Source organism: Halomonas sp. NO4 (genome assembly GCF_010994375.1).
In the GTDB taxonomy this organism is placed as follows: Bacteria; Pseudomonadota; Gammaproteobacteria; order Pseudomonadales; family Halomonadaceae; genus Halomonas.
Window position 1 is genome coordinate 131,264 of the sequence record NZ_WHMA01000005.1, and the last position, 20,191, is coordinate 151,454.

The 20,191-nt window shown below is 68.8% G+C and carries 19 protein-coding genes; 6 read left to right on the forward strand and 13 right to left on the reverse strand.

Annotation, left to right across the window (positions count from 1 at the left end; genetic code table 11):
• Window positions 1-67: 67 nt before the first annotated feature.
• The 5 genes from bfr to lptF all read right to left on the reverse strand — a co-directional run bounded on the left by bfr (window position 68) and on the right by lptF (window position 3,726).
• Entirely contained in the window at window positions 68-550 is a 483-nt protein-coding gene (bfr, locus tag FEF15_RS06300; protein WP_163558300.1) for a bacterioferritin, read from the reverse strand.
• A gap of 206 nt (window positions 551-756) precedes the next feature.
• Entirely contained in the window at window positions 757-963 is a 207-nt protein-coding gene (locus FEF15_RS06305; RefSeq protein ID WP_163558301.1) for a (2Fe-2S)-binding protein, read from the reverse strand.
• Between the two features lie 101 nt (window positions 964-1,064).
• Entirely contained in the window at window positions 1,065-1,547 is a 483-nt protein-coding gene (locus FEF15_RS06310) for an RDD family protein (RefSeq protein ID WP_163558302.1), read from the reverse strand.
• Window positions 1,548-1,582: 35 nt separating this feature from the next.
• Window positions 1,583-2,647, reverse strand: a complete 1,065-nt coding sequence (lptG, locus tag FEF15_RS06315; RefSeq protein WP_163558303.1) for an LPS export ABC transporter permease LptG — start codon at window positions 2,645-2,647, stop codon at window positions 1,583-1,585.
• Complete coding sequence (lptF, locus tag FEF15_RS06320) at window positions 2,644-3,726, reverse strand: LPS export ABC transporter permease LptF (protein WP_163558304.1); 1,083 nt, start codon at window positions 3,724-3,726, stop codon at window positions 2,644-2,646. Before lptF ends, lptG begins: the two co-directional genes overlap by 4 nt.
• Before the next feature lie 161 nt (window positions 3,727-3,887).
• On the opposite strand from lptF, the gene FEF15_RS06325 reads away from it, so the two are divergent.
• From FEF15_RS06325 to FEF15_RS06335, 3 genes are all read left to right on the forward strand, one after another.
• Complete coding sequence (locus FEF15_RS06325) at window positions 3,888-5,414, forward strand: leucyl aminopeptidase (RefSeq protein ID WP_163558305.1); 1,527 nt, start codon at window positions 3,888-3,890, stop codon at window positions 5,412-5,414.
• Window positions 5,411-5,857, forward strand: coding sequence for a DNA polymerase III subunit chi (locus FEF15_RS06330; protein WP_163558306.1), 447 nt, complete (start codon window positions 5,411-5,413; stop codon window positions 5,855-5,857). Before FEF15_RS06325 ends, FEF15_RS06330 begins: the two co-directional genes overlap by 4 nt.
• Before the next feature lie 304 nt (window positions 5,858-6,161).
• Window positions 6,162-9,137 (forward strand): valine--tRNA ligase, encoded by a 2,976-nt coding sequence (locus tag FEF15_RS06335; RefSeq protein WP_163558307.1) that lies wholly within the window; start codon window positions 6,162-6,164, stop codon window positions 9,135-9,137.
• Between the two features lie 204 nt (window positions 9,138-9,341).
• On the opposite strand, the gene FEF15_RS06340 is transcribed toward FEF15_RS06335, so the two are convergent.
• The 3 genes from FEF15_RS06340 to FEF15_RS06350 form a co-directional block, all read right to left on the reverse strand.
• Window positions 9,342-9,797, reverse strand: a complete 456-nt coding sequence (locus FEF15_RS06340) for an META domain-containing protein (RefSeq protein ID WP_163558308.1) — start codon at window positions 9,795-9,797, stop codon at window positions 9,342-9,344.
• Window positions 9,798-9,828: 31 nt separating this feature from the next.
• Window positions 9,829-10,269: a VOC family protein gene (locus FEF15_RS06345; protein WP_163558309.1), complete on the reverse strand. Its 441-nt coding sequence runs from the start codon at window positions 10,267-10,269 to the stop codon at window positions 9,829-9,831.
• Window positions 10,270-10,469: 200 nt separating this feature from the next.
• Window positions 10,470-10,928: a DUF411 domain-containing protein gene (locus FEF15_RS06350; protein ID WP_163558310.1), complete on the reverse strand. Its 459-nt coding sequence runs from the start codon at window positions 10,926-10,928 to the stop codon at window positions 10,470-10,472.
• Between the two features lie 203 nt (window positions 10,929-11,131).
• Between FEF15_RS06350 and FEF15_RS06355 the strand changes: the two genes are divergently transcribed.
• Window positions 11,132-12,199 carry a metal-dependent hydrolase gene (locus FEF15_RS06355; protein ID WP_163558311.1) on the forward strand — a complete coding sequence of 356 codons (1,068 nt, stop codon included), beginning with the start codon at window positions 11,132-11,134 and terminating at the stop codon, window positions 12,197-12,199.
• 82 nt (window positions 12,200-12,281) lie between these two features.
• On the opposite strand, the gene FEF15_RS06360 is transcribed toward FEF15_RS06355, so the two are convergent.
• Window positions 12,282-12,860 carry a Fe-Mn family superoxide dismutase gene (locus tag FEF15_RS06360; RefSeq protein WP_163558312.1) on the reverse strand — a complete coding sequence of 193 codons (579 nt, stop codon included), beginning with the start codon at window positions 12,858-12,860 and terminating at the stop codon, window positions 12,282-12,284.
• A gap of 117 nt (window positions 12,861-12,977) precedes the next feature.
• On the opposite strand from FEF15_RS06360, the gene FEF15_RS06365 reads away from it, so the two are divergent.
• Complete coding sequence (locus tag FEF15_RS06365) at window positions 12,978-13,631, forward strand: metalloregulator ArsR/SmtB family transcription factor (RefSeq protein WP_163558313.1); 654 nt, start codon at window positions 12,978-12,980, stop codon at window positions 13,629-13,631.
• Here the strand turns inward: FEF15_RS06365 and FEF15_RS06370 are convergent.
• On the reverse strand, window positions 13,618-14,409 hold the full coding sequence (locus tag FEF15_RS06370) for an MliC family protein (RefSeq protein WP_240454089.1): 792 nt from the start codon (window positions 14,407-14,409) through the stop codon (window positions 13,618-13,620). The two genes, FEF15_RS06365 and FEF15_RS06370, sit on opposite strands and share 14 nt — an antisense overlap.
• A gap of 67 nt (window positions 14,410-14,476) precedes the next feature.
• Window positions 14,477-16,774 carry a 5-methyltetrahydropteroyltriglutamate--homocysteine S-methyltransferase gene (gene metE / locus FEF15_RS06375; RefSeq protein ID WP_163558314.1) on the reverse strand — a complete coding sequence of 766 codons (2,298 nt, stop codon included), beginning with the start codon at window positions 16,772-16,774 and terminating at the stop codon, window positions 14,477-14,479.
• A 102-nt stretch (window positions 16,775-16,876) separates the two neighbouring features.
• On the opposite strand from metE, the gene FEF15_RS06380 reads away from it, so the two are divergent.
• Window positions 16,877-17,791, forward strand: a complete 915-nt coding sequence (locus tag FEF15_RS06380; RefSeq protein ID WP_163558315.1) for a LysR family transcriptional regulator — start codon at window positions 16,877-16,879, stop codon at window positions 17,789-17,791.
• Window positions 17,792-17,793: 2 nt separating this feature from the next.
• Here the strand turns inward: FEF15_RS06380 and FEF15_RS06385 are convergent, their stop codons facing one another.
• Together FEF15_RS06385 and FEF15_RS06390 are read right to left on the reverse strand one after the other, a co-directional pair.
• Window positions 17,794-19,419 carry an ATP-binding protein gene (locus FEF15_RS06385; RefSeq protein ID WP_163558316.1) on the reverse strand — a complete coding sequence of 542 codons (1,626 nt, stop codon included), beginning with the start codon at window positions 19,417-19,419 and terminating at the stop codon, window positions 17,794-17,796.
• The gene (locus tag FEF15_RS06390; protein ID WP_163558317.1) at window positions 19,419-20,132 is read right to left on the reverse strand and encodes a winged helix-turn-helix domain-containing protein; all 714 of its coding nucleotides are present in this window, start codon (window positions 20,130-20,132) and stop codon (window positions 19,419-19,421) included. Before FEF15_RS06390 ends, FEF15_RS06385 begins: the two co-directional genes overlap by 1 nt.
• Between the last annotated feature and the right edge of the window lie 59 nt (window positions 20,133-20,191).

Below are 20,191 nucleotides of genomic sequence, written 5' to 3' on the forward strand. Positions count from 1 at the left end.
CGCAACGACAGCGCCCGCACCGGCAGGGCCGATGCGGGCGCATCACGTTCCGAATGGCTGGCAGGCGTTACTCGTCGCCGGCCTCCTGCATCTGCTTGTGCAGGTAGTTCTCGATACCGACCTTGTCGATCAGGCTGAGCTCGGTCTCGATGTGATCGATGTGACCCTCCTCGTCGGAGAGGATGTCGCGCAGCAGATCGCGGGTCACGTAGTCCTGTACCGACTCGCAGTAGGCAATCGCCTCGATGTAGCCCTGGCGCCCCTCGTGCTCGAGCTTGAGGTCGCACTCGAGCATCTCGCGGGTGTTCTCGCCGATCAGCAGCTTGCCATAGTCCTGCAGGTTGGGCATGCCCTCGAGGAAGAGGATGCGCTCGATGAGCTTGTCGGCGTGCTGCATCTCCTCGATGGACTCGTCGAACTCCCACTTGGCCAGCTTCTGCAGGCCCCAGTCCTTGTACATCTTGGCGTGCAGGTAGTACTGGTTGATGGCCACCAGCTCGGCGCCCAGGGCCTTGTTGAGATGTTCGATGACCTTGGCATCACCTTTCATGATCTCTCCCTCTTCATCACGGAATGGACGGTCCTGAGTGATCAGGATAGCAGCCGTGTCGGCAATGGACCGCACGGCAGGTGCCCCCAGTATTGTCCACCGAGGGCCAAAAGTCCAAACACGACAATAGCTTGGGAGAATATCAACAAGAATGAGAAGGATTGGCTATCGACGCCGCGGCGAAGGGGTGTCGGCGGGGAAGGAGCTCAGACGGCGTAGGCCAGGTCGTCCACCGAGGCCGCCATCTCGTTGACGATGGCCTCGCGGGTGATGTGCTTGGCCACGCAGGCACACTTGCCGCACTGGGTGCCGCAACCGGTCTCGCCCTGGACCTCGCGCCAGCTGCGGGCGCCGCCCTCGACGGACTCGCGGATCTTGTGGTCGGTCACGCCCTTGCAGATACACACGTACATTGCAGCACCTCGCCGTTCGTCACGAGATCGAATGTAAATGATTCGCATGGCGTGTCGCAAGGGGAAATCGAAAATTTTCTGACTGGAGTCATGCACGGTGGCTATCGACCCCGCGCCGCTTTGGGCAGCACCACGGTGCGCGTACCGGAGGCGATGTCGGGCCAGCTGCGCCGTTCAGCATCGAACAGCACCCACAGGTAGCCGAGGCCGAAGGCGGCCAGGGACAGCCAGGCCACGGCAAAGCGGATCAGGCTCTGGGCGAGCGAGATGGGTCGGCCGTCGCGGGTCTGCACGCGCAGCCGCCACACCTGCATCCCCAGCGTCATGCCGGCACGCTTCCAGCAGAAGGCGAAAAAGGCGAAGGCACTGGCAAGCAGCAGGGCTTGCAGCGTAAGCCGCTGCGCCAGGCCGGTTCCCACCGCCTCGGCGCCGATGCCGATCACGAAGCGGAACAGGGCCAGGTGGGCCACGGCCACCAGCAGCCAGATCGCCGCCACCAGGAAGCCGTCGTAGAGCATGGCTCCCAGGCGCCGGCCCAGTCCCGCGGGCCAGGCGTCGTCGAGGTGGTCGAAGCGTCGCGGCATGTTCTTTTCTCCTTATCTCTACAAAAGGGGCACTCTCAGCCACTGCGGCGCAGCATATAGAGCCCCAGCGCGGCGCACAGCAGGGTGGGCGCCAGCACCGCCCAGGCCGGCGAGAAACCGAATACGGTGGAGGCCGGGGCCAGCAGGTCCTGCAGGTACTTGAAGGTGAGGCCGGTGATCACGCCGTAGAAGACACGGGTGCCCGCCGCCACCGTGCGCAGGGGACCGAACACGAAGGAGGCGGCGACCAGCACCAGCGAGGCCATGGTCAGCGGCATCAGCAGCTTCTGCCAGAAGTAGAGCAGCGGCTGGGTGGCATCCAGCCCCTGGGCGCGCAGGTAGCTGGCATGGGCCCACAGCTCGCTGGGTGCTTGACTCTGCACCTCGCGCAGCAGGCGATCGAGCTGGTCGGGGCTGAGCTGGGTGTCCCAGGGCCGGGTCGCGTGGCGCTCGACCTCAGTGCGCCCCTCCAGGAAGCGGGTCGTGGCCACGTCCTCCAGCTGCCAGGCGCCATCCTGCCAGACCGCCCGCTGGGCCACGGTGGCCTCGCGCAGCGCATGCCCCTCGAAGCGGTAGCGGGTCAGGTCGAGCACGGTGTCGTCGGCGCGGATGGCGCCGAAACGGTAGATGCTGTCGCCCTCGCGCTGCCAGGCGCCACGCTGGGTGAGCACGGCGCCCTCGCCCTGCAGCTTCTCGAGCCGCCAGGCGCTGGCGAACTGCTCGGTGCGCGGGCTCACGTACTCGGCGATCAGCAGCAGGAGCACCACCACCACCAGCACCGGTTTCATCACGCCCCACAGGATGCGCACCAGCGAGCGGCCGGCCGCGCGCATCACGGTGAGTTCGTTGCTCGAGGCCATGCTGCCCAGGCCGATCAGCGCGCCGATCAACACCGCCACGGGCGCGTACTGGTAGAGACGCCACGGCAGGCGCATGAAGAGGTACTGCAGCACCTGGAAGGCGCCGTAGTCACCGGACACGTCCTCCAGGTCGTTGATGTAGGTGATCACCAGGTCGAGGCCCAGCAGCACCACCTGGACGACGAGGATGGCGCCGAGCACGTTGCGCGCGATGTAGCGGTCGAGGCGATCGACGATCATCCCGCCATCCCCTGGCGCTGGGCGCGCACCATCAGGCCGAGGCCGAGGGCCAGGAAGGCGGCATGGATGGGCCACATCCCCACCGCCACCGGCAGCGCGCCACGCCCGATGGCGTCGAGGGCCGCGAGCAGCAGGCTCAGGTAGCAGACGTGCAGGAACACCGCCGGCAGCAGCTTGGCAAAGCGCCCCTGACGCGGGTTGACCCGGGAGAGCGGCATGGCCAGCAGGGTCAGGATGAACACCATGACCGGCAGCGACAGCCGCCACTGCAGCTGCGCCTGGGCTCGTGCCTCGTCGCTGGCCAGCAGCGAGGCAGTGGAGACCAGCTCCGGCGATTCGAGGTCGGAGCGATCTCCGGCCTGGGAGAGGCGCACCGCGTAGGTGGCGAACTCGAGACGCTCGGCCACGTGGCGCCCCGGCTCGACGCTGTAGCGCTCGCCCTCGCTGAGCACCAGAAAGCGGCTGCCGGTCTCCTCGTCCACGGTCTGGTAGCCGCTGGCGGCACGGGTCACGGCGCTCTCCGGCGTGCCGTCACGGCGCCGCTGGCGCTCGCTGATGAACACCTCCTGCATGTGGCTGCGATCATCATCGTACCCCTCGGTATAGGCAGTGCGCCCGCCGCCGAAGTCCTGGAAGCGCCCCGGCGCCAGCGCCGTGAAGTCCAGGCGGCTCTGCTGCTCTTCGAGCAGCTGCTCGTTGTGCAGGGCCCCGGCGGGGGTCAGCCACAGGCTGCACAGCCCCACCAGCACGGCCACCACGGTGGCCGGCACCAGGCTCACCTGCAGCAGGCGCAGGGGGCTGGTGCCACAGGCCACCAGCACGGCGATCTCGCTGTTGAGGTAGAGCTGGCCGTAGGCAAGCAGGATGCCCAGAAAGAAGGCCAGCGGCAGGATCAGCTCGAGAAAGCCCGGCAGGTGATAGAGCATCAGGGTGCCGAGAATGCTGACCGGGATCTCCCCCTCGGCCGCATTGGTGAAGTAGCGGATGAAGCGGCTGCCCATGATCACCAGCAACAGCACGCCGGCCACCGCCGCCATGGTCATCAGGATCTCGCGGGTCAGGTAACGGAAGATGATCATGCCGTTCGTCGATGTGCCGCTCGTTTATGCATTGGGGCCATGCCTTGGGTACACTGGGGTGATTGGGCACGCGCCACGCGCCGTGCCGGCATTATCCAGAATCCCTCAACGCTTGTAACCCCAATCGCTCGTAACCCCAACGCTTGTCTTGTGGAGTCGCCATGGAATTCCCCGTTCAGACGGCCAATCCCGCCAAGGTCGAGACGGCCTGCCTTGTGTTACCGGTATTCACCGACGGCGAACTGCTGCCGGCAGCCGCCAAGCTCGACAACGCCAGCGAGCGGCTCATCGGTCAGCTGATCGAGCGCGGCGACTTCGAGGCCAAGCTGGGCAACGTGCAGCTGATTCCCTTTGCCCCGGGTCTGGGCGCCGACCGCCTGCTGCTGGTGGGCCTGGGCAGCCGCGACAAGTGCCAGGAGGGCGCCCTGCGCAAGGCGCTGGACGCCGCCTTCGCCTCGCTGGCTCGGCTCTCCGTGGACGATGCCGCCGTGGCCTTCACCGACGTGCCGATCGCCGACCGCACCTGCGACTGGAAGGCCCGCATGGTCGCCGAGGCCGCCCACCGCGCCGTCTACCGCTTCAGCGAATTCAAGTCCGAGCCGGAGCCGACTCCCAGCCTGGCTCGCGTGACCCTGCTGGTGAGCGAGGGTGGCAACCGTCAGGCGGCCGAGGCCGGTGCCCGCATCGGCGACGCCATCGGCCAGGGGGTCAACCTGACGCGCACCCTGGGCAATCTGCCCGGCAACGTCTGCACGCCCCGCTACCTGGCCGAGCGCGCCGAGCAGCTCGGCCAGGCCTCGGACGGCGCCCTCGGCGTCGAGGTGCTCGACGAGGCGGCGCTGGAGCGCCTGGGCGCCCACAGCCTGCTCTCGGTGGGTCGCGGCAGCGACGAGCCCTCGCGGCTGATCGTCATGCACTACCGGGGGGCCGAGAGTGACGACGAGGCACCGCACGTGCTCATCGGCAAGGGCATCACCTTCGACACCGGCGGCATCTCGCTCAAGCCCGGCGAGGCCATGGACGAGATGAAGTTCGACATGTGCGGCGCCGCCAGCGTGTTCGGCACCGTCCAGGCCATCCTCGCGCTCAAGCCCAAGCTCAACCTGGTGGCCATCGTCGCCGCCGCCGAGAACATGCCCGACGGCCGCGCCACCAAGCCCGGCGACATCATCAAGACGCTCAAGGGGCTCTCCGTGGAGGTGCTCAACACCGATGCCGAAGGGCGCCTGGTGCTGTGCGATGCCCTCACCTACGCCGAGCGCTACCAGCCCGCCAGCGTGGTGGACATCGCCACCCTCACCGGCGCGGCGATCATCGCGCTCGGCCACCACGCCACCGGCCTGCTGGCCAACGACGACGACCTGGCGCTGGACCTGCTCGACGCCGGCGAGACCGCCTGGGACCGCGCCTGGCACCTGCCGCTGTGGGACGAGTACCAGGAGCAGCTCGACTCCAACTTCGCCGACCTGGCCAACATCGGCGGCCGTCCGGCGGGCACCATCACCGCCGCCTGCTTCCTGTCACGCTTCGCCGATCAGTTCCCCTGGGCACACCTCGACATCGCCGGCACCGCCTGGCAGAGCGGCAAGCAGAAGGGCGCCAGCGGCCGCCCGGTGGGGCTGCTCACCCAGTACCTGCTGGACCGCGAGGAGGAGTCGCGCAGCGTGGAGAACGGCAACGAGCTGTGACCCGCATCGACTTCTACATCCTGCCCGACACAACGCTCGAGGCGCGTCTCGGCTTCGCCTGCCGGCTGGCCGAGACGATCCACGGCAAGGGCTACCGGCTGCACCTGCACGCCGAAGACGAGGCCATGGCACACGACCTCGACGAGCGGCTGTGGACCTTTCGCCCCGACGCCTACCTGCCCCATGCGCTGCTGGGCAGCGATCTGGCCGACAGCGTCGCGGTGACCATCGGCCACGCGGGCCCGCCCGAGCCCGACCGGGGCATCCAGGCACTGCTCAACCTGGCCCCGGACATTCCGGAGTGGTTCTCGCGCTTCGAACGAGTCGCCGAGATCATCAACCAGCACCAGCAGGTGCTCACCGCCAAGCGCGCCTGCTGGCAGACCTACAAGCAGCGCGGCTATCCGGTCCAGGCGCATCAACTGCGCAGCCAATCGGACTGAGCCCACTCCCCGGGCACATGGCAGTGGCTGCTTTCTACCTTGGGTAGCAAATCAGGGTGGGAGGCCGATTTATCGGGCGAAGGTGCCGCCAGGCGCCCGGTTCTGGCAGCGCTGCGCGCTGCTTCGCGAGCTGAAGCTCCCTCCCACGCTAACCGCGACAGCCTTGGTATCGACACTCCTCGCCCATGACGCCGGCCGACGCAACAGGCTATAATCGAACCCATTTTTCGCACCCGCACCGCGACACCGCCCCGGCGGGTCGCGCCGTGCCGCGCTGCCACCTTCTCTTCGACCCGGAACGCCCATGGACAAGACCTACCAACCCGAGCAGATCGAATCCCGCTGGTACGAGCGCTGGGAAGCCGACGGCCATTTCGCCCCCTCCGGCGAGGGCGCGCCCTTCTCCATCATGATCCCGCCGCCCAACGTCACCGGCAGCTTGCACATGGGCCATGCGTTCCAGGACACCATCATGGACACCCTGATCCGCTGGAAGCGCATGCAGGGCCACAACACCCTGTGGCAGGTGGGCACCGACCACGCCGGCATCGCCACCCAGATGCTGGTGGAGCGCAAGGTCGCCGCCGAGGAGGGCAAGACGCGCCACGACCTGGGGCGCGAGGCCTTCATCGACAAGGTGTGGGAGTGGAAGCACGAATCCGGCGGCCACATCACCCGCCAGCTGCGCCGCATGGGGGCCAGCGTCGACTGGTCGCGCGAGCGCTTCACCATGGACGACGGCTTCTACAAGGCGGTGCAGGAGGTCTTCGTGCGCCTCTTCAACGAGGGGTTGATCTACCGCGGCAAGCGCCTGGTCAACTGGGACCCGACCCTGCACACCGCCATCTCCGACCTCGAGGTAGAGAACCGCGACCAGCAGGGCCAGTTCTGGCACTTCCGCTACCCGCTGGCGGACGGCGTAACCACCGACGCGGGCCTCGACCACCTGGTGGTCGCCACCACCCGCCCCGAAACCCTGCTCGGCGACACCGGGGTGGCGGTCAACCCCGAGGACCCGCGCTACGCCTCGCTGGTGGGCAAGTTCGTCGAACTGCCGCTGGTGGGCCGCCGGATTCCCATCGTCGCCGACGAGCATGCCGACATGGAAAAGGGCTCGGGCTGCGTGAAGGTCACCCCCGCCCATGACTTCAACGACTACGAGGTCGGTCGCCGCCAGGGGCTGCCGCTGATCAACGTCTTCACCCAGGACGCCGCGATCCTCCCCCAGGCGGAAGCCTTCGACATCCAGGGCCGGCCGCTGCCCGACATCGACACCACCCTGCCCGAAGCCTACGCCGGGCTCGACCGCTTCGAGGCGCGCAAGCGCATCGTCGCCGACATGGAAGCCGCCGGGCTGCTCGAGCAGGTGGAGACGGTCAACAACACCCTGCCCTATGGGGACCGCTCAGGCGACGTCATCGAGCCGCTTCTGACGGACCAGTGGTTCGTCGCCGTGGAGAGCCTCGCCAAGCCCGCCATCGAAGCCGTGGAGAAGGGCGACATCGAGTTCGTGCCGAAGAACTACGAGAACATGTACTTCTCGTGGATGCGCGACCTGCAGGACTGGTGCATCTCGCGCCAGCTGTGGTGGGGGCACCGCATCCCGGCCTGGTACGACGTCGACGGCAACGTCTTCGTGGCGCGCAACGAGGTCGAGGCGACCCGCCAATACCTGCTCGAGCTGGCCGACTTCATCGAGCACGAGCAGGACGATTTCGACACCGCCATGCGCCTGCGCTCCTTCGACCAGCTGCTCGGCAACACGCCCCAACTCACCAGCGACGCCCTGCTCACCATGGAGCGGCTCGGCGTGCCGCGCCTCACCCAGGACGAGGACGTCCTCGACACCTGGTTCAGCTCGGGCCTCTGGACCTTTGCCACCCTCGGCTGGCCCAATCGCGGCGAGGACTTCCGTACCTTCCACCCCTCCAGTGTGCTGGTCACCGGCTTCGACATCATCTTCTTCTGGGTCGCGCGGATGATCATGCTGACGCTGAAGTTCACCGGCGAGGTGCCCTTCAAGCAGGTCTACGTCCACGGCCTGGTGCGCGACGCCCAGGGCCAGAAGATGTCCAAATCCAAGGGCAACGTCCTCGACCCCATCGACCTGATCGACGGCATCGACCTGGATAGCCTGGTGGAGAAGCGCACCGGCAGCCTGATGCAGCCGCAGAAGGCCAAGGCCATCGCCAATGCCACCCGCGACGAGTTCCCCGAGGGCATCGAGCCCCACGGCACCGACGCGCTGCGCTTCACCTTCCTCTCCCAGGCCACCACCGGGCGCGACATCAAGTTCGACATGGGCCGCCTGGACGGCTACCGCAACTTCTGCAACAAGCTGTGGAACGCCTCGCGCTACGTGCTGATGAACGCCGAGGGCGAGGATTGCGGTGCCGAGGGCGGCGAGGTGGAGCTGTCGCTGGCCGACCGCTGGATCGTCTCCGAACTGCAGCGCACCGAGGCGCAGGTGACCAAGGCGATGCAGGAGTACCGCTTCGACCAGGCCGCCCAGGCCCTCTACGACTTCCTGTGGGGCGAGTACTGCGACTGGTATCTGGAGCTCTCCAAGCCGGTGCTGTGGGACGAGGCCGCCAGCGCCGAGGCCAAACGCGGCACGCGCCAGACGCTGGTTCGCGTGCTCGAGGCGATCCTGCGTCTCGCCCACCCGATGATGCCCTTCATCACCGAGGAGATCTGGCAGCGCGTGGCGCCGCTGGCCGGCAAGACCGCAGGCGAGGGGCGCGACTCGATCATGGTGCAGCCCTGGCCGCAGCCCGAGCCGGAGAAGATCGACGAGGCCGCCGGCCGCGACATCGCCTGGCTCAAGGGCGTGATCGTCGCCGTGCGCAACGTGCGCGCTGAGATGAACATCGCCCCCGGCAAGCCGCTGGAGGTGCTGCTCACCAAGGGCAGCGCCAGCGACCGTGAGCGCCTGGAGGCCAACCGGCCCTTCCTGGCCAAGCTGGCCAAGCTCGAGCGCGCCGAGTGGCTCGACGACCCCGAGCAGGCGCCGCTTTCCGCCACGCAGCTGGTGGGCGACATGGAGGTGCTGGTGCCCATGGCCGGGCTGATCGACAAGGAGGCCGAGCTCGCCCGCCTCGCCAAGGAGATCGACAAGCAGGACAAGCTGATCGGCGGCATCGAGAAGAAGCTCGCCAACGAGAGCTTCGTCGCCAAGGCGCCCGAGGCAGTAGTGGAGAAGGAGCGCGGCAAGCTGGCCGACTTCCAGGCCGCCCGACGGGTATTGGTTGAACAACGCGACAAGATCGCCGCGCTGTAGGAAACACTGATTTGTTGCTGCGCTCGATATCCTGGCCGCCGGCAGTGCTCGCCATCCTCATGTAGCAAGCTACACTCCGGTGGCTGCGCTCCGGCGGCAACCAGCCTCTCTTCGCTCGCGACACAAAGCAGTTGTTTCCCCGGTTCTTATTAACGCCAATGGCCCGCTCAAGCGGGCCATTGGCGTTTCAGCGTTGCGGCTGGCTCAGTCGGCGCGTCGCCAGCCCCCCAGCACCCGCTGGTCGGGGCCGAAGAACACCATCCGGTCGTGGTCGATCAGGTAGCGGTAGGCGTTCTCCAGCATGGCGGTGACGCGCTCGGCATCCTCGGCCTCGGGGCAGGCGCGCCGGGTGGTGGCCAGCTCGGAGAACTCGATGCGCTGGTTCTCCCCCAGGCGGACCTGGCCGGTGAGCCGGTTGCAGCCGTCGCTGCCGCTCACCCGACCCTCACCGGAGACCGTGAAGTGGGGCGTCTCGGGCATGGACAGCCGCTCGTCGGTGCCCACCAGCAGCAGGTTCCAGCGCGGTCCCACTACCGGCCCGGCTACGTCGTCATCGTCAGCCGGCAGGCGGGCATCGGGCGCCGGCCGGCCGCCGCAAGCGACAAGCAGCAGGGCCGTCACTACCAGCAGGACCAGCCCCGCGGGGCGCAGCTTGATCATCGTTGGGTTCCTTCCATCGCTGGGTCCCGGCTTACCAGGTGCCGGTGTTCTCCATGGACGCCCACGGCTCCCTGGGCTCCTGAGGCTCGCCCTTCTGCAGCAATTCCACGGAGATGCCGTCGGGGCTTCGTACGAAGGCCATGTGGCCGTCGCGTGGCGGGCGGTTGATGGTCACGCCGTTGTCCTGCAGGTGCTGGCAGAGCGCGTAGATATCCTCGACGCGATAGGCCAGGTGGCCGAAGTTGCGACCGCCGGTGTACTCCTCGGGGTCCCAGTTGTAAGTCAGCTCGAGCTCCGGGGCCTTGAGCTCGGCAGAGCGCGCCTCGTCTTCCGGCGCGGTGAGAAAGACCAGGGTGAAGCGGCCCTTCTCGCTCTCCTTGCGGCGCACTTCCTTGAGGCCCAGCAGGTCACAGTAGAAGCGCAGCGAGGCGTCCAGGTCGCTGACGCGCACCATGGTGTGCAGGTACTGCATGGTCAACTCCTTTCTCGGGTCAGGGCACTCGCAGTGTGCATCCGAGACCGGGGCTGATCCGGCGGTAGACCTTCGCGGAGGCACTGTAAACCCGTCCTTGGGCGCTACATTCGCCATCCCTGGCGAATGACCTCCGCTTCGATCTACCCCCGGCGCCCCTCAGGTGTGCTCGACCGCGACTGCCCGGTTCTCGGTTGGGCTTATTGGGTGTACTCGTTGAAGATTGCCGGCGTACGCTCATCGCGCCGCCAGCTGAGCACGGCGTAGTCGTCAACGCGCCCGGTCTCCATGCCCGGCGTGCCGTGGGGCATGCCCGGCACGGCGAGCCCGGCCACGTCGGGCTTCTCCTCGAGCAGGCGCTTGATGTCGGCCGCCGGCACGTGCCCCTCGATAACGTAGCCCTCGACAGTGGCCGTGTGGCAGGAGGCGAGCTCGGGCGTGAGGCCGTGCTCGAGCTTCACGGCACGCATGTCCTGGGTGTCGTGAATCGCCACCTCGAAGCCGGCGGCTTCCAGGTGCTCGGCCCAGGCGGTGCAGCAACCGCAGTTGGGATCCTTGTGCATCTCCACCAGCGGCTCGGCCACCGCGGCGGAGGCAAACAGCAGCAGCGCGCCGGCCAGCAGCGGACGTGGCAGGCGGCGAACGGCGAATCGGGTCATGGGCAGCATCTCCTGCGCGAGTGAAGCGACGTGGCTGGGTGAATCCTGACAAGGCGCGAGCCGCTTGCCAATAGCCGCGGCGCCACGACCGCCGGCCAGCCATGAGACCGGCCCGCCCCGCGAGGGTTTCACCCCGGGAGGAACCGCCGGGCCACGCCTGGCATCATAGCGGACATCCGCTGCCACCGAAGGACTCCCGTGCGATGGACACCCTGACGCAAGCCGCCTTGGGTGCGGCCGTGGGCGGTGCCGTGCTGGGCCGGCGCCTGGGCCGCAAGGCGGTGCTGCTGGGCGCGGCGCTGGGCACCCTGCCCGACCTCGACGCCCTGATCGACTACGGCGACGCCGTGGCCAACGTGACCCGGCACCGCGGCTTCTCGCACTCGCTGTTCCTGCTCACTGGCCTGGCCACCCTGCTGGCGGTGCTCGCCCGGCGCTTGGCCGTGAGTCGTGACATTTCCCTGGGCCGCTGGTGGAGCTTCTTCGCACTCTGCCTGCTCACCCACCCCCTGCTCGATGCGCTGACCACCTACGGCACCCAGCTGTGGTGGCCGCTGGACGTGCGCCCCACCGCCTGGCCGGTGGTGTTCATCATCGACCCACTGGTCACCCTGGCCCTGCTGGTGGGCGTGGGCACGGCGCTTGCCACCGGCAATGGCCAGCGCGGGCCGCGCTGGGGGCTGGCGCTCACCGGTCTCTACCTGCTGCTGGCGGTGGGCGCCAAGGCCTGGGTGGAGCAGCGCCTCGAGCCCGTACTCGCCGCCGAGGGCCTCGAACACGCCCCGCGGCTGGTGCAGCCCACGCCCTTCAACATCCTGCTGTGGCGCGCCACGCTGATCGACGGCGATCGCCACCACGAGGCCCTGATCGGCCTTTTCGACGGCGACGTTCCGCCCGCGCTGGAAACCTATACCCGCGGTGCCGAGCTCGCACCGGCGGCGCTGGCCACTCGCCACGGCGCGCGCCTGGCATGGTTCGCCGGCCCCTTCCTGCGCTATGAGGTGCAGGCGCATGACGGGGAGCCGACGCTGGTCGCCACCGACCTGCGCCTCGGCTTTCCCGGCTTCTTTCCCTTTCGCTTCACGCTCGCCACGCGGGCCGATGAACGCTGGCAGCCGGTGGCCAGTTCCGAACAGCTGCCCGCCCCACGCCGCGCCGACCGCGAGGCCCTGAGCCGCCTGGCCGGCCGCCTGATCGGCAGCGAGCCGCGGCTGTGCACCAGCCACTTCGTCGCCCCGGAGTGGCGGCTCTCGATCCCCGAGGGCTGCTGAGCCGGCGGCTGCCGCACAGCACGAGGCCCCGCCATACGGCAGGGCCTCGTTGTCACCGAATGTGCCGCAGCGGCGCCAGCGATCAGCTGAAGTTCTGGGCCACGAAATCCCAGTTGAGGACGTTCCAGACATTCTCCAGGTACTTCGGCCGCGCGTTGCGGTAGTCGATGTAATAGGCGTGCTCCCACACATCGATGGTCAGCAGCGGGGTCTGGCCGTGGGCGATGGGTGTGTCGGCGTTGCTGGTGTTGACGATGTCCACGCCGCCGTCGTCGGTCTTGACCAGCCAGGTCCAGCCGGAACCGAAGTTGCCCACGGCATTGGCGGTGAAGGTCTCCTTGAACTTGGCGAAGGAGCCGAACTTGGCATCGATCGCCTCGGCCAGCGCCCCGCTCGGCTCGCCGCCGCCGTTGGGCGAGAGGCAGTGCCAGTAGAAGGTGTGGTTCCACACCTGGGCGGCCTGGTTGAAGAGCCCGCCGGAGCTGGACTGGATGATCGCCTCGAGGGACTTGTCGGCGTTATCGGTGCCGTCGATCAGCTCGTTGAGCTTGGTGACGTAGGCCTGGTGGTGCTTGCCGTAGTGGTACTCGAGGGTCTCGGCGGAGATGTGCGGTTCCAGCGCGTTCTTCTCATAGGGGAGTGCGGGCAGTTCGAATGCCATGCTCTATCGCTCCTTGCTTCACGGTCGATCCGGGGCCGACTGGTCCGCCGTACTTGCCTGCGGCGCGCCCCGGGGTTATTTTCCAAGCGAGCACTTAGATTAATTCCCGCAGGCGCCATGTCAAGCGATGCTAATGAAAAACCCGCCCCGTCCAGCACCGCCGAGCGGCTGCTGCACCTGCTGAAGACCGAGGGCCCCGACTCGGCCGCCGCCCTGGGCGAACGGCTGGGCACCACCGGCGAGAACGCCCGCCAGCATCTCATCAAGCTGGCCCGCCAGGGGCTGGTCACCCACCGCAACCGCAGCCGTGGCGTGGGCCGCCCCCAGGCGGAGTGGCGGCTGACCGAGGCCGGCCATCGCCACTTCCCCGATACCCATGCCGAGCTCGCCACGCGGCTGATCGCCAGCGTGCGCGACACCCTCGGTCCCGAGGCGCTGGACACCCTGGTGGCGGCCCGCGAGCGCGAGACCCTGGCCCACTATCGGCAGGCGCTGAAAGGACTGGAAACGCTCGAGGCGCGGGTGGCCGCCCTCGCGGCGCTGCGTAGTCGCGAGGGCTACATGGCCGAGTGGCGGGCGGAGAGCGACGGCAGCCTGCTGCTGATCGAGCACCACTGCCCGATCTGCAGCGCGGCCCGAGCCTGTCCCCGCTTCTGCGAGGCGGAGCTTTCGGTGTTTCGCGCCGTGCTCGGCGACGGCGTCAGCGTCGAGCGCGACGAGCACCTGCTCGCCGGCGCACGACGCTGCGCCTACCGCATCATCCCTCCATAGGGGCGATGCCCTGGCCACAGCCCCGGTAGGTTTCCCCGTCGATCGTCAGGGTCACCCGGGCCGGGAAGGGCTGACCGCTCATGGAGTCGAAGCAGGCCTTGGCTTCCAGCTCGAGGGTGAAGGGCCGGTCGGCGCGCCCGCTGGCCAGGGTCACCCGGCCGGCGCCGTTATCCATCTCGGTGACGCGATACGGCAGGGTGGCCTCGCGCTCGCCGTAATCCAGCACCAGCGAGAGCTCGGGCTCGTCGTGGGCCAGGCTCACCGTCCAGCCGGGCTCGTTGCCGCGCCCGTGGAACATCACTCCGGGGCGCTGGCGGCGCGTCAGGGCATCGCGGCTCAGCTCGGCGGTGCAGTCGAGCCGGCCATTGGCGCTCTCCACCATGGCCTCGTCGCCCTTGGCCCAGAAGCTGAGATCGCCCTGCTGGTAGCGCGAGCCGCTGGCCACCACGGCGGGCGACAGGCGATAGGCGCCATGAGCGGACCACAGGCGCAGGTCCTCCTCGGTCACCGCGGAGACCAGATCCTGGGCCGGCGTGCAGCGCCACGCCTGGAACTCGCTCGCCCCGCCGGGAAACAGCAGCGACGGCATCAGCGGCGCGGTGGGCGCCACCTCCCGGGTGGCACCGGGCCGTGCTGCCTGGCCGGCCTCTCTGACCTCGGGGACCGCCCGCTCGGCGGGGGCGGTGGCACAACCGGACACCAGAGCGGCGGCAGCGAGCATCAACGACAGGCGGGGGGCGCCACCCGGGCGCGGCGCACGAGCAGAGAACAGCGACATGACAGGCTCCTTGCAGGTCGGGATTCCAGCGCCGCCAGCATACCAGGCCGCCGCACGCTTCGCCGCGTCAGCCGTGGCGACGCCGCAGCACCCGCGCCGCCTTCACCATGTTGGCCAGCGCCGGCTCCACCTCGTCCCACTGGCGGGTCTTGAGGCCGCAGTCGGGATTGACCCAGAGCCGCTCGACGGGAAGGCGCTCGGCGGCCTTCTCCATCAGCGCCACCATCCCTTCGACCTCTGGCACGTTGGGCGAGTGAATGTCGTAGACGCCGGGGCCGATCTCGTTGGGATAGGCGAAGTCCCGAAAGGCGTCGAGCAGCTCCATGTGGGAGCGCGAGGTCTCGATGGTGATCACGTCGGCGTCCAGGGCGGCGATGGTGCCGATGATGTCGTTGAACTCCGAATAGCACATATGGGTGTGGATCTGGGTCGCATCGGCCACGGCGCTGGCGGCGAGCCGGAAGCACGCCACCGCCCAGTCGAGGTAGGCCTGCCACTCGCCCTGGCGCAGCGGCAGCCCCTCGCGCAGGGCCGGCTCGTCGATCTGGATGGCGCGGATGCCGGCCGCCTCGAGGTCGGCGACCTCGTCGCGCAGCGCCAGGGCGAGCTGCCGGCAGGTGGTCTCGCGGGGCTGGTCGTCGCGCACGAAGGACCACTGCAGCAGAGTCACGGGGCCGGTGAGCATGCCCTTGACGGGCTTGTCGGTGAGCGACTGGGCGTACGCGCTCCAGGGCACCGTCATGGGGCCGGGACGGCTCACGTCGCCGACGATCACCGGCGGCTTGACGCAGCGCGAGCCGTAGCTCTGCACCCAGCCGCGGCGGGTGAAGGCGAAGCCGTCGAGCTGCTCGCCGAAGTACTCCACCATGTCGTTGCGCTCGGCCTCGCCGTGGACCAGCACGTCGAGCCCCAGCGCCTCCTGGCGGCGCACGGCATCGGCGATCTCGGCCGCCATGCGCGCCTCGTAGTCGGCGGTGGCGAGTTCGCCGGCCTTGTGGGCGCGGCGGGCGGCGCGAATCTCGGCAGTCTGGGGGAAGGAGCCGATGGTGGTAGTGGGAAAGAGCGGCAGGGCCAGCGCGCGACGCTGGATTGCGGCGCGCACGGGATAAGCGCTGTGCCGTTCCTGGTCCGCAGCCTCGACGCCCGCCAGCCGCGCGGCGACTTCCGGGCGCTTCAGACGCGGCGAGTCGCGCCGCGCTTGCAGCGCCCGGGTGACGTCCGCCAGCCGCGCCCGGTCCGCCTCGGTGGCGCGACCGTCCAGCAGGCGCGCCAGGGTCACCGTCTCGTCGAGCTTCTGGCGGGCGAAGGCCAGCCAGCTCGTGAGTTCGTCGTCCAGCTCCGTCTCCCCGGCGAGATCCACCGGCACGTGCAGCAGCGAGCAGGAGGGCGCGATCCACAGACGCTGGCCGAGGCGCATGCGGGCCGCGGCCAGCCGCTCGCGCAGCACCGCCAGGTCGGCGCGCCAGACGTTGCGCCCGTCGATGGCCCCCACCGAGAGCACCTTGTAGGCGGGCAGGCGGTCGAGCACGGCGTCGAGCTGCTCGGGCGCGCGCACGACATCGATATGCAGGCCATCCACCGGCAGGGTCACCGCCACCTGCAGGTTGTCGCCCAGCCCGCCGAAGTAGGTGGCCAGCAGCAGCTTCACCGGGGCTCGGCCCAGCACGCTGTAGGCGGCCTCGTAGGCCTGCTGCCAGTCGCGTGGCAGGTCCTGCACCAGGGCCGGTTCATCGAGCTGCACCCACTCCACGCCCTGCTCCGCCAGACGGGCCAGGATCTGGCCGTAGACGGGCAGCAGGGCCTCCAGCAGGCTCAGGCGATCCAGCCCCGGGTCGCGGGTCTTGCCCAGCCACAGCCAGCTGAGCGGGCCGAGCAGGGTCGCCTTCACTGCATGCCCCTGGGCCTGAGCCTCGGCCACCTGGTCGAACAGCCGACTGCTGGCCAGGCGGAAGGTCTGGCCGGCGTGCAGCTCCGGCACCAAGTAGTGGTAGTTGGTATCGAAGAACTTGGTCATCTCGCAGGCGGCGGCCGGCGTGCCGCTGGGCGCCCGGCCACGGGCCATGCGAAAGGCGGTGTCCAGGTCCACCTCGCCGCGGGCGAGTTCCGCCTCGGCGCCGAACCGCTCGGGCACGGCGCCCAGGGACACCGAGAGATCCAGCACCTGGTCGTAGAAGGCGAAGTCGCCCACGGTGACCCGGTCGAGCCCGGCCTCGCGTTGGGCCTGCCAGTGGCGCGCCCGCAGTTCGCGGCCGGTGGCCTCGAGAGATTCGCGGTCGCTGTCGCCGCGCCAGTAGGCCTCGAGGGCGTACTTGAGTTCGCGCTGCGCCCCGATGCGGGGGTAGCCCAATACATGAGCGATGGTCATGGTGAATCCTTTGTTGGATGAATGATTCAGTAAAGTCTCGCTGGCCACCCCCGGTGAATCAAACTAAACTTTCTAATCTCCAACTTGAAGCGATTTCACTCGATGCTCGAACTACGCCATCTCCGCACCCTGATCGCCCTGCGCGACGCCGGCTCGCTGGTGGAAGCCGCCGAGCGGGTCCACCTCACCCAGTCGGCCCTCTCCCACCAGATCAAGGACCTAGAAGAACGGCTGGGCAGCCCGCTGTTCGTGCGCAAGACCCGCCCGGTGGAGTTCACCCGCGCCGGCCAGCGGCTGCTTGCCCTGGCCGAGCAGGTGCTGCCCCAGGTGCGCATGGCCGAGCGTGACCTGGCTCGACTGGCCGGCCAGGAGGCGGGACGCCTGCACATGGCCATCGAATGCCACAGCTGCTTTCAGTGGCTGATGCCCACCATCGACCACTTCCGCGACCACTGGCCGGAGGTGGAGGTCGACATCCCCGGTGGCCACCACTTCGACCCACTGCCGGCGCTCGCGCGCGAGCAGCTCGATCTGGTGATCACCGCCGACCCCCAGCCGCTCGCCGGGATCCACTACGAGCCGCTGTTCCGCTATCAGGGCCTGCTGGCGGTGGCCCGCCAGCACCCCTTGGCCGGCCGGACCTTCGTTACACCGGAAGAACTGGCCGAGGAGACGCTGATCACTTACCCCGTGGAACACGGCCGCCTCGATGTCTTCACCCAGTTCCTCGACCCGGCCGGCGTGCGGCCGCGGGAGGTGCGCACGGCGGAGCTCACCATCATGATGATGCAGCTCGTGGCCAGCGGCCGCGGGGTGTGCGCCCTGCCCAACTGGGCGCTGACGGAGTATCTCGCGCGCGACTACGTGAAGGCGGTGCCGCTTGGCGACGGCGGGGTGTGGAGCACGCTCTTCGCCGCCGTGCGCGAGGAGAGCCGCCCCCTGCCGTGGATGGAAGACTTCCTGCGCACCGCCCGCGAGACCTCCTTCGCCGTGCTGGACGGCATCCGGCCGGCGTGAATCTACGTCTCGCGGGGCGGGGAACGGCGCGGCAGCAGCAATGTGAAGCGCGCGCCGCCGAGCTCGGGGCTGTCGTCCACCATGGCGCTGCCGCCGTGCCAGGCCATGATCTTGTGCACGATGGAGAGCCCCAGCCCGTAGCCGCCGGAGCGGCGGGTGCGGCTGTCGTCGAGTCGGGCGAAGGGCTTGAAGACCGCCTGACGGTGCGCCTCGGGCACGCCGGGGCCGTCATCCTCCACGTCCAGGCGCACCGCGCGAGGCTCGGCCGCGAGGGTCACCCGTACCACCGAGCGGGCATGGCTGCAGGCATTGGCCACCAGGTTCTGCAGGGCGCGCTGCAGATAGCGGGGCTCGGCCTCGACCTCGACCTCGCCGTCCGCCACCAGCTCGATGCGCAGCTCGCCATGCAGCGGTGACAGCGCCTCCACCACCCGCCGGGCCATGGCGAGGCAGTCGACGGGCTCGGTCTCCATGGGCATGGTCTGGACCTGGTCGCCGCCCAGCCGCGCATAGGTGAGGATCTCGTCGATCAGCCCGTCAAGTTCCTCGATGTCGCTGTCGATGCCGACCAGCTGGCGGCGGACCGCCTGATCGTCGGTCATGTCCTCGACCATCTGCACGGCGAAGCGGATGCGCGCCACGGGGGTGCGCAGCTCGTGGGAGACGGCGCGGATCATCTCCTGCTGCGCGCGCAGCAGCGACTGCACCTGGGCGGCCATGCCGTTGAAGGCCATGCCCAGCCGCCCCATGAAGTCGCCGCTCTCCACCTTGACCCGGGTATCCAGGTGGCCGCTGGCAATGCGCGTGGCCGCCAGCTCCAGACGCGCCATGCGCGCCTCCACGCCGCGCACGATCACGTAGATGGCCCCGGCCAGGCCGAGCAGGATGATCACGGCGAGCAGGATCGACAGCGACAGCGGCATGGGCTCGAAGGCATTGAGCGGCCCCACCTGAACCCATTCTAAGCCGGCCGTCTCGGTGGGCAGGCGCAAGTAGAGGGAGAGCGCCCAGCGCTGGGGCAGCAGGCGGATGACCACCTCCGCATCCTGCAGGCGGGCCAGCTGTCCCGGCTCCAGGTCCTCCGGCGGCGTCTCGGTGAGCACCAGAGGGATGGCCGAGCCCTGCAGCTGCTCGAGGCGCTCACGGCGCGCCTCGCCCTGAACCTCGGACAGCCAGCGCCCCAGCATACCGGCGAGCCCCAGCAGCTGATGCTCGCTGAGACTGGAGAGCCGGGCGGTCAGCACGCGGGGCTCGCCAGGCAGCATGCGGTGCAGGACCCAGCCCCCCTCGTCCCCCGTTTCCACCAGGGTGCGACCGGCCTCCAGGCGCGCCCGCTCGAAATAGCTCAGCGGGTGGGAGGGCAGCGCGTGCAGCTCAAGGGCGATGTCGAGCTCGCGTCCCTGACGCTGCAGCCAGGCGGCACGCTCGGCCTCGGGCTGCGCCGCCAGCTGGGCGGTCAACAGCGCCATGGGCGAGGTGGCCAGCTGCTCGTGGTAGTGCTCGCGGCGCACCCGGTCGACGAGCAGGAAGCCCCCCACTGCCAGGCCACCGGTGAGCACCAGCACCAGCGCGATCAGGACATAGACACGCAGGAAGGTGTTGTCGACCAGGACCCGGGGAAGTGCCATCAGCCATCCTTGACGAAGAGGTAGCCCTTGCTGCGCACCGTCTTGATCCGATGCGGGTGGTTGGGATCGTCACCGATCTTGGGGCGGATCCGCGACACCCGCACGTCGATGGAGCGGTCCTGACCGTCGTACTTGATGCCGCGCAGCTGCGAGAAGATCTCCTCGCGGCTCAGCACACGCCCGGCGTTGCTGGCCAGCAGCCACAGCAGGTCGAACTCGGCGCTGGTCAGCTCGATGCGATCGCCGTAGAGCCACGCCTCGCGGGTGGCGCTGTCGATCTCCAGATTGCCGAAGGTGAGCCGCATGCCGCCCGCGGCCTCGCTGCTCTCAGAGCGGCGCAGCAGCGCCCGCATGCGCGCCAGCAGCACCCGCGGCTGCACCGGCTTGGCGACGTAGTCATCGGCGCCCATCTCGAGGCCCAGCACCTGGTCCATGTCGTCGGTACGCGCGGTGAGCATGAGTATCGGCCCGGAGTAGTCGGTCCGCGCCCGGCGGCAGATCGACAGGCCATCCTCGCCGGGCAGCATCAGGTCGAGAATCACCAAATCCGGCTGCAGCGCCACGATGTGCTCCACACCGCGCGCCCCGTCGGCCTCCAGCGTCACGCGAAAGCCGTTGGCCTCCAGGTAGTCGCGCGTCAGCGTGGCGAGGCGCTCATCGTCCTCGATGATCAGGACGTGTTCCCGGTCTCCGGGTTCCAGGTTGTCTACCATCCTCGTCATTCCCCGTACTGGACTGCCGTTACCGTACAACGACAATCTGTTGCATCATT